The sequence below is a fragment of the Shewanella sp. SW32 genome (genome assembly GCF_025653365.1).
Classification (GTDB): Bacteria; Pseudomonadota; Gammaproteobacteria; order Enterobacterales; family Shewanellaceae; genus Shewanella; species Shewanella oncorhynchi.
This window is the reverse complement of record NZ_JAKKSJ010000002.1, coordinates 133,383-147,936: the sequence shown is the minus strand read 5'-3', so window position 1 is coordinate 147,936 and position 14,554 is coordinate 133,383. Positions and strand designations below refer to the sequence as shown.

General features: G+C 45.7%; 13 protein-coding genes. 8 read left to right on the top strand and 5 right to left on the bottom strand.

Going from position 1 to position 14,554, the window contains the following annotated elements; genetic code table 11:
• Positions 1–163: 163 nt before the first annotated feature.
• The 3 genes from L5M28_RS01810 to L5M28_RS01800 form a co-directional block, all read right to left on the bottom strand.
• The gene (locus L5M28_RS01810; protein WP_263202250.1) at positions 164–421 is read right to left on the bottom strand and encodes an FRG domain-containing protein; all 258 of its coding nucleotides are present in this window, start codon (positions 419–421) and stop codon (positions 164–166) included.
• A gap of 777 nt (positions 422–1,198) precedes the next feature.
• A complete protein-coding gene (locus L5M28_RS01805; RefSeq protein ID WP_028761683.1) occupies positions 1,199–1,651 on the bottom strand; it encodes a hypothetical protein in 453 nt (150 codons plus the stop codon).
• 296 nt (positions 1,652–1,947) lie between these two features.
• Positions 1,948–2,871 (bottom strand): LysR family transcriptional regulator, encoded by a 924-nt coding sequence (locus tag L5M28_RS01800; RefSeq protein WP_028761684.1) that lies wholly within the window; start codon positions 2,869–2,871, stop codon positions 1,948–1,950.
• Positions 2,872–2,989: 118 nt separating this feature from the next.
• Between L5M28_RS01800 and L5M28_RS01795 the strand changes: the two genes are divergently transcribed.
• Both L5M28_RS01795 and L5M28_RS01790 read left to right on the top strand, forming a co-directional pair.
• Positions 2,990–3,679, top strand: coding sequence for an SDR family oxidoreductase (locus L5M28_RS01795; protein ID WP_049821802.1), 690 nt, complete (start codon positions 2,990–2,992; stop codon positions 3,677–3,679).
• A 98-nt stretch (positions 3,680–3,777) separates the two neighbouring features.
• Positions 3,778–4,965 carry an MFS transporter gene (locus tag L5M28_RS01790; protein WP_168822698.1) on the top strand — a complete coding sequence of 396 codons (1,188 nt, stop codon included), beginning with the start codon at positions 3,778–3,780 and terminating at the stop codon, positions 4,963–4,965.
• A gap of 383 nt (positions 4,966–5,348) precedes the next feature.
• Here the strand turns inward: L5M28_RS01790 and L5M28_RS01785 are convergent, their stop codons facing one another.
• Positions 5,349–6,395 (bottom strand): hypothetical protein, encoded by a 1,047-nt coding sequence (locus L5M28_RS01785; RefSeq protein ID WP_263202248.1) that lies wholly within the window; start codon positions 6,393–6,395, stop codon positions 5,349–5,351.
• Between the two features lie 131 nt (positions 6,396–6,526).
• Positions 6,527–7,558 carry a dihydroorotase gene (pyrC, locus tag L5M28_RS01780; protein WP_219251151.1) on the bottom strand — a complete coding sequence of 344 codons (1,032 nt, stop codon included), beginning with the start codon at positions 7,556–7,558 and terminating at the stop codon, positions 6,527–6,529.
• Positions 7,559–7,912: 354 nt separating this feature from the next.
• On the opposite strand from pyrC, the gene L5M28_RS01775 reads away from it, so the two are divergent.
• The 6 genes from L5M28_RS01775 (at position 7,913) to L5M28_RS01750 (ending at position 14,531) form a co-directional block, all read left to right on the top strand.
• Positions 7,913–9,175: an efflux RND transporter periplasmic adaptor subunit gene (locus tag L5M28_RS01775; protein ID WP_113941198.1), complete on the top strand. Its 1,263-nt coding sequence runs from the start codon at positions 7,913–7,915 to the stop codon at positions 9,173–9,175.
• A gap of 109 nt (positions 9,176–9,284) precedes the next feature.
• Positions 9,285–9,548 carry a hypothetical protein gene (locus tag L5M28_RS01770; RefSeq protein ID WP_263202246.1) on the top strand — a complete coding sequence of 88 codons (264 nt, stop codon included), beginning with the start codon at positions 9,285–9,287 and terminating at the stop codon, positions 9,546–9,548.
• Positions 9,549–9,647: 99 nt separating this feature from the next.
• Complete coding sequence (locus L5M28_RS01765; RefSeq protein WP_028761691.1) at positions 9,648–10,397, top strand: ABC transporter ATP-binding protein; 750 nt, start codon at positions 9,648–9,650, stop codon at positions 10,395–10,397.
• An 11-nt stretch (positions 10,398–10,408) separates the two neighbouring features.
• Positions 10,409–11,719 (top strand): ABC transporter permease, encoded by a 1,311-nt coding sequence (locus L5M28_RS01760; protein ID WP_198571797.1) that lies wholly within the window; start codon positions 10,409–10,411, stop codon positions 11,717–11,719.
• A 10-nt stretch (positions 11,720–11,729) separates the two neighbouring features.
• Complete coding sequence (locus L5M28_RS01755) at positions 11,730–12,929, top strand: FtsX-like permease family protein (RefSeq protein ID WP_219255352.1); 1,200 nt, start codon at positions 11,730–11,732, stop codon at positions 12,927–12,929.
• A 123-nt stretch (positions 12,930–13,052) separates the two neighbouring features.
• The gene (locus L5M28_RS01750) at positions 13,053–14,531 is read left to right on the top strand and encodes a sigma-54-dependent transcriptional regulator (protein WP_263202243.1); all 1,479 of its coding nucleotides are present in this window, start codon (positions 13,053–13,055) and stop codon (positions 14,529–14,531) included.
• Positions 14,532–14,554 lie beyond the last annotated feature (23 nt).

Here is a 14,554-nt window from a genome sequence, read left to right as displayed (position 1 = left end):
CATTATATTCTATTAATTTGGTGAGAAATATTTTACCAAAATCAAAGTTGTAATAATCGAAATCAAATATATCGTCTACAAAATCGGGTAAAAAAAAGAGTTTACCATCAAGGTTATTTTCTGTTGAGCACGCAAAATAAAGAGCAACTAATACATTTTCCGTTCAATCGAGAAGTCTTGTCGGTAAGCCATAGTGTTGGGCATAAGTAAGAAGCTCTAAAACATCGGTATGACGTTCTCTTGCTTCTGGATGCATCCTTACAAACTCATCGATGAGCATGTTCTCATCATAGTATTTTCCGTCTATTGGCCTAAATAAACTAGGTACAAGATTGTGGCGGGCGTTAGATTGTCCCCTAAACCACCATTTCTTAGAGTTATTTGAAGTTTCTGTCTTTGCTAATTTAATGGCATCAGCCACACACGATATTACTTGCTGGTTTTCTGTATCCGAGTTCGGCAATTTGCAACTCCATTTGTAGTGGTATATTAAACTTGGCTATTTAATAAGAAAGACTATGAATTTACTCATAGAACTCGACAACCTAGCTGTGCAAAAAGACGGTTCTGGTGCAACTCCTTTTGATTATTAAGATGAGTTGTAATCACCTTGCACTACAGGAATACGCTATTCTCTACGAAGTTGTTGAAATATATTGATAAAAATTACGTGGCGACATCATGGATGATGGCGTAGGCTCGGGGGCACATTCTGAGCCGTTAGGTGATTTTTATTGTAGTATGAGACTGGTTACTAAGGTGTTTACGGAGATATGAGTCATTTAGCTACAGACTACTCAAGTGTTGACGAAATTAAGCACTTGCATGTAAGTGACCGTTGGCGGCATGGATGCCGTCGTCGAGCCCTCAGGGATGAGTTTATGGCGTGTCACTGGAATGAAAGTGATTAATTCTATGCATACAAAATAAAGAACTAATCACTCTCTTAAAGAGGGAGTTGCTGTTAATTCCCTCTTGGTTGGCTCTTGATTTAACATCAGAGGTCAAGCTCACACGACTTTGACTTTTTTAAAATTATAAAAAAAACCAATCAGTTGGTTGCAAAACTCCACATGGCTTGAATCAATTCATCATTAACCTCAAACACCATCACTTCAAAGAGATAATCTTTAATCTCACTAATGCGTTTGCCCAACAACGATGGCTCAGCACATCGTTGTTAGACATCTACTGAATGTTACTTCGCGGTAATTGAGCCTTGAGTTCCTGCATCAGTATCAATCCACGAGCTGTCTTTATTCATGCTTGCATCAGGATAAATGGTGAACTCCACCATGCCTTGTTTGAATTTGATTGCGCCATCACTATGGCTCGATTTTACGTGTTTACCATTAACCCAAACCTGATTTTTATCATCGATTTGAATGTTGGCAACCGTCGCGCCTGAGCTGGCGGTTGCAAGCCATTGTCGGGCATTGGGAATGATTACCTTAGCGTCATCTGCGGTTTGGGACATGGCGCTTGCCTTAGCATTTTCCTCTTTGGTTTTGTGGATATCGCAGCCTTGGGCTTCTGACATTTGGGTGCAGCCAGAGCGCTCGAGTAACTTGCGATATTCATCGTTAATGGCGTAGCTATTTGCCGATATTAATAGTGCAATGCTTGCTGTGATGATGATTTTAGTGTTCATGAGTTCCCTCGTTAGTATCAAGTTGTGGATCGCTCATTGCTAGTTTGCAGTGTGAGCTGATGGTTAATTGTAGAGGGTGCTTAGTAATTTTCTATTGGGCAAAAGTACATTTAATTCTATGCCGGGTTTAGCCGTAATGACCACTGCTATTGCTGCTTACATTGCGGGGCATAAGCCATGCGCTGTTTACACGTAATCCTTGCGAGGTGATGCGTTAAAATACAGTTGATCACATCGATAAAATACTTTGCGTCTATTGGTTGATGCAGTTGCCCCGTTTGATCGACGTTTAGCGATTAATGCTCCAGCTGCTTTTCAAATTGTTCGAACAGAAAATCTAAGAATAATCGCAGTCGTTTGGGCTGATATTGGCGGCTGATGTATACCACGTTGAGGTCGGCACTTGAGACTGTGGTCGAGCTATTAAAGTTTTTCATGTAGCCATTTAAAACTGTCACTAAGCGTTGCTGATTAATGTCATTTTGCACATCGAGCAGTGATTTTAACGCGATCCCCGCGCCTTCTAATGCCCAGCAACGGATCACTTCGCCATCATCAGAAAACCGTTTTGGGGTGACAGTGACTGAGTTGCGACCTTCTTGGTCTTGAAAGTGCCAAGTTTTGAGCTCTTCATTACTGCGCAGCATAGCGAGGCAATCATGATGGCTGAGGTCTTGCGGTTTAACGGGAGTGCCTTTACGCGCAAGGTATTCCGGAGATGCGCACAGTACCCGTCGACTCGGTGCGAGCCGCCTTAAAATCAGATTACTGTCAGTTAAATCACCGTAGCGAATAACGACATCTATGCCCGATTCGGCAATATTAGACAAATTATCATTGAGATACAGATAGGGAACGATATCGGGGTAGCGGTCGGTGAAGGCGGACAAAATCGGCAGTATATATTGTTTACCTATATCTTTTGGCGCAGCAATTTTTAAGGTGCCTTTGACCTCTTTTACCCCATTCTGCAGCAAATTTTCGGTTTCTTTTACATTTTCGATAATCCCCAAGCATGCTTGGTGATACAGGGCCCCTGAGTCTGTGAGTGACAGATGTCGAGTGCTTCGATTGAGCAGCTTAACCCCGTAGCGATCTTCAAGTGCTTGTAAGCGCGCCGTGACGGTTGCTGGAGAAAGTCCGAGCTCGCGGCCCGCCGCTGCTAACCCTTGATGTTTCACTATGCTGATAAACAGCGCCATATCTGAAAATTTATCCATTTTCACTTCTATTATTTGTCTGAGCTGAATAATGAATTCATATATTAATCAATTATCAAAATATGTCGAATGAATATACTGGCTCTACTAACCAATCAGCAGTACAGAGAGTAGTCATATGAGCAGCCATATCAGTAATCAGATTAGTAATCAGAGCAATAGCGATAAAGCTGTGGTTGTCATCATCGGCGGAACATCAGGAATAGGGGCTGCGCTTGCTAGGCAGCTAACGGTAGACAACCAGATTGTCCATGTCGCCAGTCGTCAAACAGGCGTAGATGTGGCGGACGAACAATCGGTAAATCGATTTTTTGAATCCATTGGTGCGTTCGATCACTTAGTGATCACCGCGGGTTCTTCTGCGCCAGCTGGCAAGGTCGTTGATGTCGATATTCAACAAGCTAAAGCGGCTTTTGACACTAAGTTTTGGGGTTCAATCAATGCTACAAAACAGGCGGTTCGTTACATTAAACAAGGTGGTTCTATCACACTAACCACTGGGATGCTGTCACGAAAAGTGGTCGCTAATACCTATGTTAAAAGCACAATGAACGCCGCCTTAGAAGCCTTTACTAAGGTGCTCGCTAAAGAGCTTGCCCCCATTAGAGTCAACGCCGTTAGCCCTGGATTAACAAGAACCGGGTCAATGCCAGCGCAAACGGCGATGTACGAACAAGCCAAAACCACATTGCCTGTGGCAAAAGTGGGTGAGCCGAGTGATATCGCTATGGCCTATTACCTTGCCATTAACAACAGCTTTATGACTGGCGCCATTATCGATGTTGATGGTGGCGCGCTGATTAACTAATGCGCTGAATAAATAGTGCTTTTACCCATGATTGCACCGAGCTGATAACACATCGCCGGTATGTTCCCTACACAAAATTTGAAATAAGCGAGATTACAATGAACAAGGAAAAAATGCCGTTACAAGTGTGGATACTAACGCTAGCAGCGTTTGCAATTGGCACCGCAGAGTTTGTGATTGCTGGTATCCTGCCACAAATTGCCACGTCTTTGTCTATTAGTGAAGGTCAGGCAGGGTATTTGATCAGCGCCTATGCATTGGCAATTGTGTTTGGTGGTCCTATCCTCACGATTTACTTGGCGCGGTTCAATAAAAAAACCGTACTGACCAGCTTAATGGTGCTGTTTATCTTGGGTAATTTGCTGTCGGCATTTGCCCCCAATTACACCTTGCTGATGATTAGCCGAGTGATTACTGGCTTAGTTCAAGGCCCATTTTATGGCATAGGTGCCGTAGTGGCGACCAGTTTGGTATCTGAAAAAATGGCCGGACGTGCTGTGGGTCAGATGTTTGCGGGTTTAACTTTAGCGAACGTATTGGGTGTACCAGGTGGCACTTGGATTGGCCTGCAATTTGGTTGGCAAACCACCTTTATCACAGTCGCGATATTGGGCGTTATCTCAATCGCGTCTATCTTCAAGTTTATTAATGCGACCGGCCATGGTGAAGCGAAAAATGTTTCGGCTCAGCTGCGAGCGTTTAAAAACCCTATGTTGTTGATTAGTCTTGCTATCACTGTATTTGCTTGGTCCGGTTTTATGACTGTTTACGGTTATATTGCGCCAATTGCGATGCACATTACGGGCTTTAGTGAACATGCAGTAACGTGGATTTTAGTTATCGTCGGCTTAGGTTTGATATTGGGTAACACTTTAGGTGGGCGTTCATCGGATAAAAACCTGCAGAAATCGTCGATGTTTTGGGCGATAGCCATGATAGTGTCGCTGCTACTGGTTGGTTTCGCGCTGGACAGCAAAGTGATGTTTGTGATTGCCGTTTTTGTCTTTGGTATCGCTTCGTTTGCTAATGTTCCTGCGATGCAGTTACGGGTAATGAATCACGGTGGTGAAGGCCAAGAGTTGGCAGCAACCGCTAATATTTCAGCCTTTAACCTAGCTAATGCGTTCGGTGGATTTTTAGGGGGGATGGTGCTGGATAGTCAGATGGGCGCAGGCATGATCCCTTATGCAGCAGTGATTGTCCCTGTGCTTGGCTTAGTGTTTATTTCGATGGTAAACAAACGTGAGACACGTGCCGCGAATGCTGTAGCTGTGCCTAGTATTTAAATGTGGTAGAAAGTCTGATTACTTCTGATATAGGCTGCCATTTATTTTAGCTAAAATGCTCAATGTAACTCATTGAGCATTTTGTATTTTAGGCTCAAATGTAGCTGACCTTTGTGATTCTGCAAGATTGATTCATCTATCGTCTATCTTGCTTAATTTATATTCGGACTAGACACACTTTTAAATTCCACTTAATAACTGGCCATGTTAAGCATCAGAAATATGCCAACTCCCGGCGAAGCTACTAATCAATACCTGTAACTTCGCTAGGGTGAGTGCTGTGTAGCAGTGTTACGAACGAGAGTCAGGGATGGCGAACTGGCAGTTAGGCATCATCGCCATGACTGCTTTCTTTCCCTCTAATATTTTCTCAGTTAAGTACACTATTCCAATAGCTTAAGCTGTGTCTGTCCCCATTGCGTGGCATAGGGCATGGCTTCTTGCGGGCTGAGGATAAACTCATTTTCACAGCCATCGCCGCGGGGCGTTTCCCAGAATTTGATGCCCTTTGGCTCAAGGGTGAGCTGGTAATATCCCGATCCGTCGGATGTGGGGCATTCTGCGTCCGGTGCTTTGCCAGCAAACAATTTGTCCCTTAATGCTGGGGGTAAAGGATGACTCATACCCTCGAGCATGCTTTGTGGTTGAGTATCGGCGAGAAACCATTGCCATGGGTGGAAAGGTTTGCCGTCGTTAAGGGAGAAACTCACAAATTCTTGGCTGATACCATTGGCGCCATAACCTGCCGCCCAGCGATATAGGCGCACACTGAGCCAATGCTGATTAATAAAAATCGGTTCGGCAAAGGTTTCGTCAGTTACAAAACTGCCCATTTGTGCCAGCATTCTGCGGCGAGTGTCAAAGGTTTGTGCTAGTTGGACTTCATCGGTGAGCTTATGTTCAAGCCATTGATTAATTGCCAATATACCCGTTTGTGGGCCTTTAAATTCGATACCTACATCTGTGCCAAAAGTCAGCGGGCGATACTCAATATTTTCGTAGCTTTGCCATTTACCTCGGCTGAGTTTTGGCGTGGTTTCTAGCGGTAGATTGTAAGCATCTGCACCACAATCCTCGACCTTATCTGGGCTGATTTCTCGCTCAAGTTGCACTGGTAACGATTTACTCGCGGTATCTTTAAACCAATGGCCGCTCAGTTTTTGTGGCGTGACACTATCAAACTGCCAATTTCCGGTATTGCCTTCTTCTTTCCACAGTTCATCTTGCTGCTCGAGTCTTATCGGCGTTAAGTAGCGTTGATAGTAATAACTGCCTGTTCCATATTGATTAAAACAAATTCTGACCTTGCTTTTACCTAACTGTCCCTGCCAGATCCCTGTGAGTTCATTGGCCGCAAAGGTCGGCAAAGAGATCGTGGCGGTCAGCAACAGGCTTGAAGATAAAACGGAGAATAACATCCTTGTGGGCATACTGATTTTCTCTTAAAAGGTGATAAGTAAGGGCCGTATTCTAAGCGCAGGATACTGACCGATTGTGGATTAAAAATCAAAATCTGATAAAAAAGTCGCCCGTAGGCGACTTGATGTTAAAGACTTAAGGTTTACTCAACTTGCCAATCAATGGCTTCTCCAGCACGAATAGGCACTACATTAGTATCGCCAAGCGGGTAAGTTGCAGGGACATCCCATGACTTTTTGACCAGCGTGATGGTATCGGTATTACGTGGCAGATGGTAAAAGTCTGGGCCGTTAAAGCTTGCGAACGCTTCGAGTTTATCCAGCGCATTGACCGACTCGAAGGCTTCGGCATACAGCTCAATGGCGGCATGAGCAGTGTAGGAGCCCGCGCAGCCACAGGCGGCTTCTTTCTTATCCTTGGCGTGTGGCGCTGAATCTGTACCGAGGAAAAACTTCTTGCTGCCGCTTGCCGCTGCACCTAACAACGCCTGCTGGTGGGTGTTGCGTTTTAAAATCGGCAGGCAGTAAAAATGCGGACGAATACCGCCAGCCAGCATGTGGTTACGGTTATACAGTAAATGGTGGGCCGTGATAGTCGCGGCCACATTGTCTGAGGCTTGAGTGACAAAATCGACCGCATCCTTGGTGGTGATATGCTCAAGCACGATTTTAAGCGCGGGGAAATCGGCGACAATTTTACTGAGGATATTTTCAATAAAGACACGCTCGCGGTCGAAAATATCAATAGCTGAATCTGTAACTTCACCGTGGACTAAAAACAGCATGCCGACTTCTTGCATGGCTTGGAGTACGGGATAGATGTTTTTAACATCTGTCACACCGGAATCTGAGTTAGTCGTCGCGCCCGCTGGGTAGAGTTTAGCGGCGACAATTTTACCCGAGGCTTTGGCCTTGCGGATTTCATCTGGGCTGGTTTTGTCGGTTAAATACAACACCATCAAAGGTTCGAATTGTGAGCCCGCGGGCACTTGCGCTTTAATGCGATCGTAATAGGCCAGTGCGGTTTCGGTATCGATAGCGGGGGGCACTAAGTTTGGCATCACGATGGCGCGGCCCATATAGCGGCTGATGTCGCGCACTGTATCTTTAAGCTGGGCGCCGTCTCTTAAGTGAATATGCCAGTCGTCTGGGCGAGTGATTGTTATTGTGGTCATAGGGTTTGGTCTTTTGATTGTTTTTGCTGCGAGGGTGGCGGGATCTTATGTGGCAAGGATTTTACTGTAAAGGGAAACTCGGCTGTTTTGGTTAATAAATCTAGATTCTAGACCCTAGAATCTAGGAACTGCTTTTTTTCAATCGGACACTTTTCATTTCACTGCTGCGGACACTTTTAAATAAAAGCCCCAGTGTCCGCGGACACTTTTATCTGTGATTTTTTATTAAGATTATGAAAGTAAATGATTTTACTTGTTTGGCATAGGCTTTGCTATCTCTAGGGTAGAGATTTCCAATAGTGTCCGTTGATACGTTCCGGCACTGATGATTCCAACAGGGAAGCGAGTAAAGCCATGATTAAAGATACTAGCGGCCAAGATACAGTACTTGTGCCATCGACCTCTAAACGTCTTAAGTTACCGCTGATCATTGGCGGTTGCGCCTTATTAGTCAGCGCCTTAGTGTGGGCAAGTTTAGGCACTGATAGCGTGAGCAAATCCTTAAGCCGCAGCGACATCACTACCGCAAAACTCTTTGTTGGAACGTTAACCCGCGATGTGGCGACCACAGGTAAAATCGTGGCGGCCAATGCGCCTATTTTGTATAGCACAGAGGAAGGCACTGTGACCCTGCTCAGCAATCCTGGCGATACTGTTAATAAGGGCGATGTGGTCGCCAAACTCGATAGTCCAAGACTCACAAATCAGCTAGAGCAAGCCAAGTCCCTATTAGCGGGCATGGAGAGTGCATTAGAGCGCGCTAAGTTGGATGCAAGACGCGATCAATTACAAGCTTATCAAACCTTAGATATCGCAACGGTCGATCTTGAAGCGGCGGATAGGGAAAGCCGACGCGGAGAGGAGCTGATTCAAAGTCAGCTTATTGGCCAGATTGATTATGAAAAGGGCAAAGATGATTTACACAAAGCCAAGCTGAAGTTTAAGCATGCCGAGCAAGAAGTGGCGTTAACGAAAGATACGTTAACCTTTGAAATTAAAAATAAAGCCCTAGAAGTTGAGCGTCAAACTCTCGCGGTGCGTGAATTAGAACGTCAAGTCGATGCCTTGAATATTGTTGCACCTGTTAACGGCATTATCGGTAACTGGATTACCGAGCAGAAAACCCGTCTTAGCGCTAACCAACCGATTTTAACCGTCGTGGATTTAAGCGCCTATGAGGCTGAGTTAGCCGTGCCTGAGTCCTATGCGGATGATCTGGGTTTAGGCATGGAAGTCGAGTTGAGTTTTGGCAGTATTAAGTTAATGGGCAAGTTATCGTCGATTTCCCCTGAAGTGCGTAACCGTGAAGTGACCGCTAGGGTGCAATTTGACCAAAGCGACAGCCTAACACTGCGCCAGAATCAACGCATCTCGGCCCGAGTGTTATTAGAGCACAGACCCAATGTTCTTATGGTAAAACGCGGCGCCTTTATGACCAGCGGTGGAGGTAATGTGGCTTATCAAATCGAGGGCGATTTAGCCAGTCGTCGTGAGGTTAAGCTCGGCAGTACTAGCCTGAGCCAAGTCGAAGTGCTTGATGGTGGCAAAGCCGGAGATGAGTGGGTTATTTCAAGTGTCGATCCCTTTAATCACGCCGAACAGGTCAGAATTCATTGATGACCGATATTCGTAAATTATTAAACAACCAATCTGATGAATTTAACAGCGCAGTGATCAAGGTGAATGACGAAACCTGCTGCGACATGGATAAGAATAGGAGCCGGATATGCGTGATAAACAATTTGATATCAGCGTGTTGATGTCATCCAAAATGTTTGGAGTACTAGCCTTATTATTACTGGTGGTTGCGGTGGAACTAAGTGTCGGTGAGGCCAATAGCTGGTTTTTCCTCGGACTCAATTTGTTGGAATGGAGCAATCCTTTGGATGAGTTTCGCCAAGTGGGTGAGGTTTCAACCGAAACTGTCAACCTTATGCTGGGCGCTTTTATGTGGTTTTTAGAGTGTGTCGTTGAGCCATTCTTTGGCTGATAAAGCTGTGCTGATTACGGTCGTACATGAGTCGATGCCTAAGGTGTAGACGCAGAGTCTAGGCGCAAAAATAGATTTGATTATTTAAAGGAAATTAACATGTTATCAATGAAGAATGTGAGCAAGGTTTTTAAAACGGATTTAGTAGAAACCCACGCCCTGCGCGATTTTAACCTCGAGGTGAACGAAGGCGAATTTGTCGCAGTCACAGGTCCTTCTGGCTCGGGTAAAACCACCTTTTTAAATATTGCAGGTTTACTCGAAGGTTTTACCCACGGCGACTATTTTCTCGATGGGATTAACGTGTCTAACTTGAGCGATAACAAGAGCGCCACTATCCGGAATGAAAAAATTGGCTTTATTTTCCAAGGTTTTAACTTAATTCCCGATCTTAACTTAGCTGAGAATATTGAAGTGCCGCTGCGCTATCGTGGTTTTAATGCCAAGGAGCGTCAACGTCGTGTACAAGAGGCATTAGAGCAAGTGGGCTTAGCTTCACGGCTTAAACATTTACCTACTCAGTTGTCGGGTGGACAACAACAAAGGGTGGCGATTGCTCGTGCTTTGGCGGGGGAGCCACGCTTCCTACTCGCCGACGAACCTACGGGAAACCTCGACAGCCTAATGGCACGTCAAGTGATGGAACTACTCGAAAATATCAATCAAGCGGGCACAACCATTATCATGGTGACGCACGATCCTGAACTCGCTCGCCGCGCCCAACGCAACATTCAAATTGTTGATGGTCAAGTGTGTGACTTTACTATGTATCATCAAGGTCATCGCCATGTCAGTGACATCACTGCTGCGACTGATATCGACAAACTTGTCGCCAACGCCGACCGTTAAGGATATGCATTATGTTCTTTTATTATGTTGATTTAGCTTGGCGCAGCATTAAGAAAACCCCAGTGCTGTCGCTGTTGATGGTGTTGGCGATTTCGATTGGTATTGGTATCACGATTACTACGTTAAACGTGTACAAGATGATGTCATTTAATCCTGCGGGTGAACGCTCTGATGAGTTAAATGCGGTACAGCTTTGGAGCCAAGGCCCTGATTCTTGGGATGAGTTAAACTCGTTAGTGACTTATCAAGACGCGATGAATCTGCGCAACAATACCTTACCTAAACGCCAAGCTGCGATGTTTCGCACTGGGATGGCAGTGCAAACGGAGGATGCCAATTTTGCGCCTATTTTAGAAAGCATTCGGGTGACGGACAGTGACTTTTTTAAGCTGTTTGACGTGCCATTTTTGTACGGTAATGCGTGGGATAAATCCGTCGACACTGAACCTGCTTATCAAGTGGTGATTAACGATAAACTCAATCAAAAATTGTTTGCGGGTCAAAACAGTGTTGGCAAGGTTATCTATCTTAATCGTAAACCTTATCAAGTGGTTGGGGTGATTGATGCTTGGGATCCTAAGCCTAAATATTATGATCCCACTAACGGTGCCTTTAACGACACGGAACAAATTTTTGTGCCGTTTTCGCTGACGCCTATCGAAGAGTTTGATATATGGGGTAACACTTCAGGTTGGAAGTTTGAGACGATGAATAGTTACAGCGATCGCCTTAACTCTGAAAAAGTGTGGTTGCTGTATTGGGTTGAGTTGCCAAATAAAGACGCAGTAGCCAGTTACCGTTCTTGGCTCAGCAATTATGTGGCGGAGCAAAAAGCCCTGGGCCGTTTTACGGATAATAAATCAGCCGCTGACTCAGTCAAAGTATCCGATGTGGCAACTTGGCTTGAATACAATCATGTGGTGCCCGAAGACAATAAAATCTTGGTTGGCTTGAGTGCGCTGTTTTTAAGTGTTTGTTTAGTCAATATATTAGGTTTAATGCTGACAAAGTTCCTCAAGCGAGCCCCCGAGGTGGGAGTGCGCCGTGCAATCGGCGCTAGCCGTGGCCAAATCTTCGCTCAATACATGGTGGAAGTGGGCATGATTGGCTTATTCGGTGGTTTGCTGGGACTCGCTTGGGCCTACGCTTCGCTTTATGGGTTATCGGCCCAGTTTGAGGTCGCGAAGGGCTTAACCCATTTATCGGCGAGTATGTGGATTATCACCCCAAGTATTGCGGTAGGCACAGCCTTGTTGGCTGGCTTGTATCCCGCATGGGTGGTGTGTCGCACTAAACCTAGCGTTTATCTGAAAAGCCAGTAAGGGACTCATTATGTTGCATATTAAACCTATTCTCAGCAGTTTATTGCGCAGTAAAAGCGGTCCAGTCTTACTGCTTATTCAGATTATCTTGTCTGTGGCGATTGTGGCGAATGCGAGCTTTATTATTCAAGAGCGTTTAGCCCTGATGCAGCGTGATTCGGGGATTAAAGAGTCAGAAGTCTTGACCTTTAGCTTGTTCAACTTCGATCCATTGATTGATAAAACCGCGCAAAACAAAATTGATCAGCAAATTTTGCGGGGGCTGCCCAATGTGATTGATGCGACCTCAACCAATATGTTGCCGTTAAGCGGTGGCGGCTGGTCGAGCACGTTAAATCTGGGCCCCGACCCAGATAGCGCTAAATCGACACCGCAATTTGCCATGTATTTAGGGACAGATCACACCATTGAGACCTTAGGAATTAAGCTGATTGAGGGGCGTAACTTTTACCCCCATGAACTTAAGGATAACCTCGATAGCCCTAGCCGATTAGCGATCATCTCCAGTGTGTTAGCCAAAGCCATTTGGCCTGATGAATCAGCACTTGGCAAAGTGTTGTACGAGGGCAAGGATGCACAGATCACTGTGATTGGCGTAGTCGAAAAACTACAAGGCGCGTGGATTGACAGTTCTAGCCTTGAAAATAGTGTGATTCAAAATGTGGATTATGGCAGCAGTTCTTACATGGTACGGGCCAAACCTGAGTTTCACGCCGAGCTTAAAGACACGATAAAAAAAGCGCTGCTGGCGGAGAATCCAAACCGAGTGCTCGATGGCTTTAAGTCAATCGAGGCCTTAAAAGATAGTTCATATCGCGATCATAAATTGATGATTACTGTGTTAACTATGATGGTGGTGTTGTTATTGCTTATCACCTCGCTCGGTTTAACGGGCATGGTGATGTTTAATATCCAGCGACGCACTAAGCAGATAGGTACCCGCCGTGCATTGGGTGCTAAAAAGCGCGATATTATCAGTTACTTCCTCGTGGAGAACTATTTGATTTGCTTAGCGGGAGGCGTGCTGGGCGGCTTGTTAGCGATACAGTTAGGCCAACAGTTAATGAAAATCTATAGCTTGCCTATGTTGGACTTAAGCTACCCACTAATTACTGTGGCAGGTTTGTTTATTGTCACCACATTAGCGGTTTACTTACCAGCGCGTAAGGCGGCAAATATTTCGCCAGCAACCGCAACTCGCAGCGTATAGCGGAATATTTGATGTCACTCAAGGTACGATAAAAGCTCGACAAAAGTGCGATAACAATAGGATGTTATTGCACTTTTTGTTACTTTACGGTTAACAGTTTTACTTAGGACAACACTCACACTTATGGATACTATCCTTATCGTCGATGACAATCATGCCATCTGCCAAGCCCTAGGTTTGATGCTAGAACTCAATGATTATCGGGTGCTGATTTGCCACAGCCCAGAGGACGCCCTTGGGTTATTGACGACTCAAGATGTGGATTTAGTGATCCAAGATATGAACTTTACCCGAGATACCACCTCGGGTGAGGAAGGTCGGCAGCTGTTTTACGCCCTGCGCGAACGCCAAGGGGATTTGCCGATTATTTTGATGACGGCATGGACCCAGCTCGAAACGGCAGTTGAATTAGTCAAAGCGGGCGCCGCCGATTATATGGGCAAACCTTGGGATGACGCTAAGCTACTAAATAGCATCACTAATCTGATTGCGCTTTATAAACTCTCCCGTGCTAACCACCGCTTGGAGCGGGTGAATCATCAACGCCAAGTGGCGATCGCCGATGCGGATCTCTGCGGTATTGTCTTTGGCAGCGGTGCTATGCAGCGTTGCATTGATTTAGCCTTGCAACTGGCACGCTCTGATGTATCGGTCTTGATCACTGGCCCCAATGGCGCGGGAAAAGACAAACTCGCCGATATTCTCCACGCCAATTCACCCTTAAAAAACAAACCTTTCATCAAGGTCAATGTCGGTGCTTTGCCGATGGATTTATTAGAGGCCGAGCTGTTTGGTGCCGAGGCGGGCGCTTTTACTGGCGCGACTAAAGCGCGTATTGGCCGTTTCGAAGCGGCAGACGGCGGCACGCTGTTTTTAGATGAAATTGGCAATTTACCTTTGTCTGGGCAAGTGAAATTATTGCGGGTGCTACAAACCGGCGAATTTGAACGCTTAGGTAGCCATAAAACCCAGAAAGTAAAAGTGCGGGTGATCAGTGCGACCAATGCGGATCTGGCCCAAGATATCGCTGAAGGGCGATTCCGTGAGGATTTGTTTTACCGCTTAAACGTGATTGAACTGGCATTGCCACCGCTGAATCAACGCATCGATGATATTTTACCTTTAGTGCAGCATTTTATTGGCAGCGATTTTAGCTTGAGTAAACCTGCGTTGCAGGCGTTATTACAGCACCGCTGGCCGGGAAATGTGCGCGAGCTTGAAAACGCCTGTAAGCGAGCCGTATTGTTGGCGCAAAGCCATGTGTTGACGGAAGCTGACTTTGGTTTGGCACCTGTTGCGAGTGTTATAAAATCTGCTTCCAGTGTTTCGGCTGTATCTGAGTCGCGGCTATCTGGCTTGAGACACTCTGATCCTCTGCCTGTTTATTCGCCCGCTTCCATCCCCGTAAATACTGCATTTTATCATGAGTCTGTTCGTGCCCCAGTGTCAGATGCCAATGAGGCGATAGACGTGAGCCGAGAAGATATCGAAGCGGCGTTAAAACAGCATCATGGCGTAATTGCTCGGGTGGCAAAAGCGCTTGGACTCAGTCGCCAAGCGCTGTATCGGCGGATGGACAAGTTTGGTTTAGATAAGTCATAGGCTAAGTGCAGATGCTAGGGTAA

What these genes read in the sequence shown, in the direction of transcription:
- L5M28_RS01805 (WP_028761683.1), bottom strand. Translation starts at nt 1,651, where the DNA reads ATGAACACTAAAATCATCATCACAGCAAGCATTGCACTATTAATATCG.
- L5M28_RS01800 (WP_028761684.1), bottom strand. Translation starts at nt 2,871, where the DNA reads ATGGATAAATTTTCAGATATGGCGCTGTTTATCAGCATAGTGAAACAT.
- L5M28_RS01795 (WP_049821802.1), top strand. Translation starts at nt 2,990, where the DNA reads ATGAGCAGCCATATCAGTAATCAGATTAGTAATCAGAGCAATAGCGAT.
- L5M28_RS01790 (WP_168822698.1), top strand. Translation starts at nt 3,778, where the DNA reads ATGAACAAGGAAAAAATGCCGTTACAAGTGTGGATACTAACGCTAGCA.
- L5M28_RS01785 (WP_263202248.1), bottom strand. Translation starts at nt 6,395, where the DNA reads ATGCCCACAAGGATGTTATTCTCCGTTTTATCTTCAAGCCTGTTGCTG.
- pyrC (WP_219251151.1), bottom strand. Translation starts at nt 7,558, where the DNA reads ATGACCACAATAACAATCACTCGCCCAGACGACTGGCATATTCACTTA.
- L5M28_RS01775 (WP_113941198.1), top strand. Translation starts at nt 7,913, where the DNA reads ATGATTAAAGATACTAGCGGCCAAGATACAGTACTTGTGCCATCGACC.
- L5M28_RS01770 (WP_263202246.1), top strand. Translation starts at nt 9,285, where the DNA reads ATGCGTGATAAACAATTTGATATCAGCGTGTTGATGTCATCCAAAATG.
- L5M28_RS01765 (WP_028761691.1), top strand. Translation starts at nt 9,648, where the DNA reads ATGTTATCAATGAAGAATGTGAGCAAGGTTTTTAAAACGGATTTAGTA.
- L5M28_RS01760 (WP_198571797.1), top strand. Translation starts at nt 10,409, where the DNA reads ATGTTCTTTTATTATGTTGATTTAGCTTGGCGCAGCATTAAGAAAACC.
- L5M28_RS01755 (WP_219255352.1), top strand. Translation starts at nt 11,730, where the DNA reads ATGTTGCATATTAAACCTATTCTCAGCAGTTTATTGCGCAGTAAAAGC.
- L5M28_RS01750 (WP_263202243.1), top strand. Translation starts at nt 13,053, where the DNA reads ATGGATACTATCCTTATCGTCGATGACAATCATGCCATCTGCCAAGCC.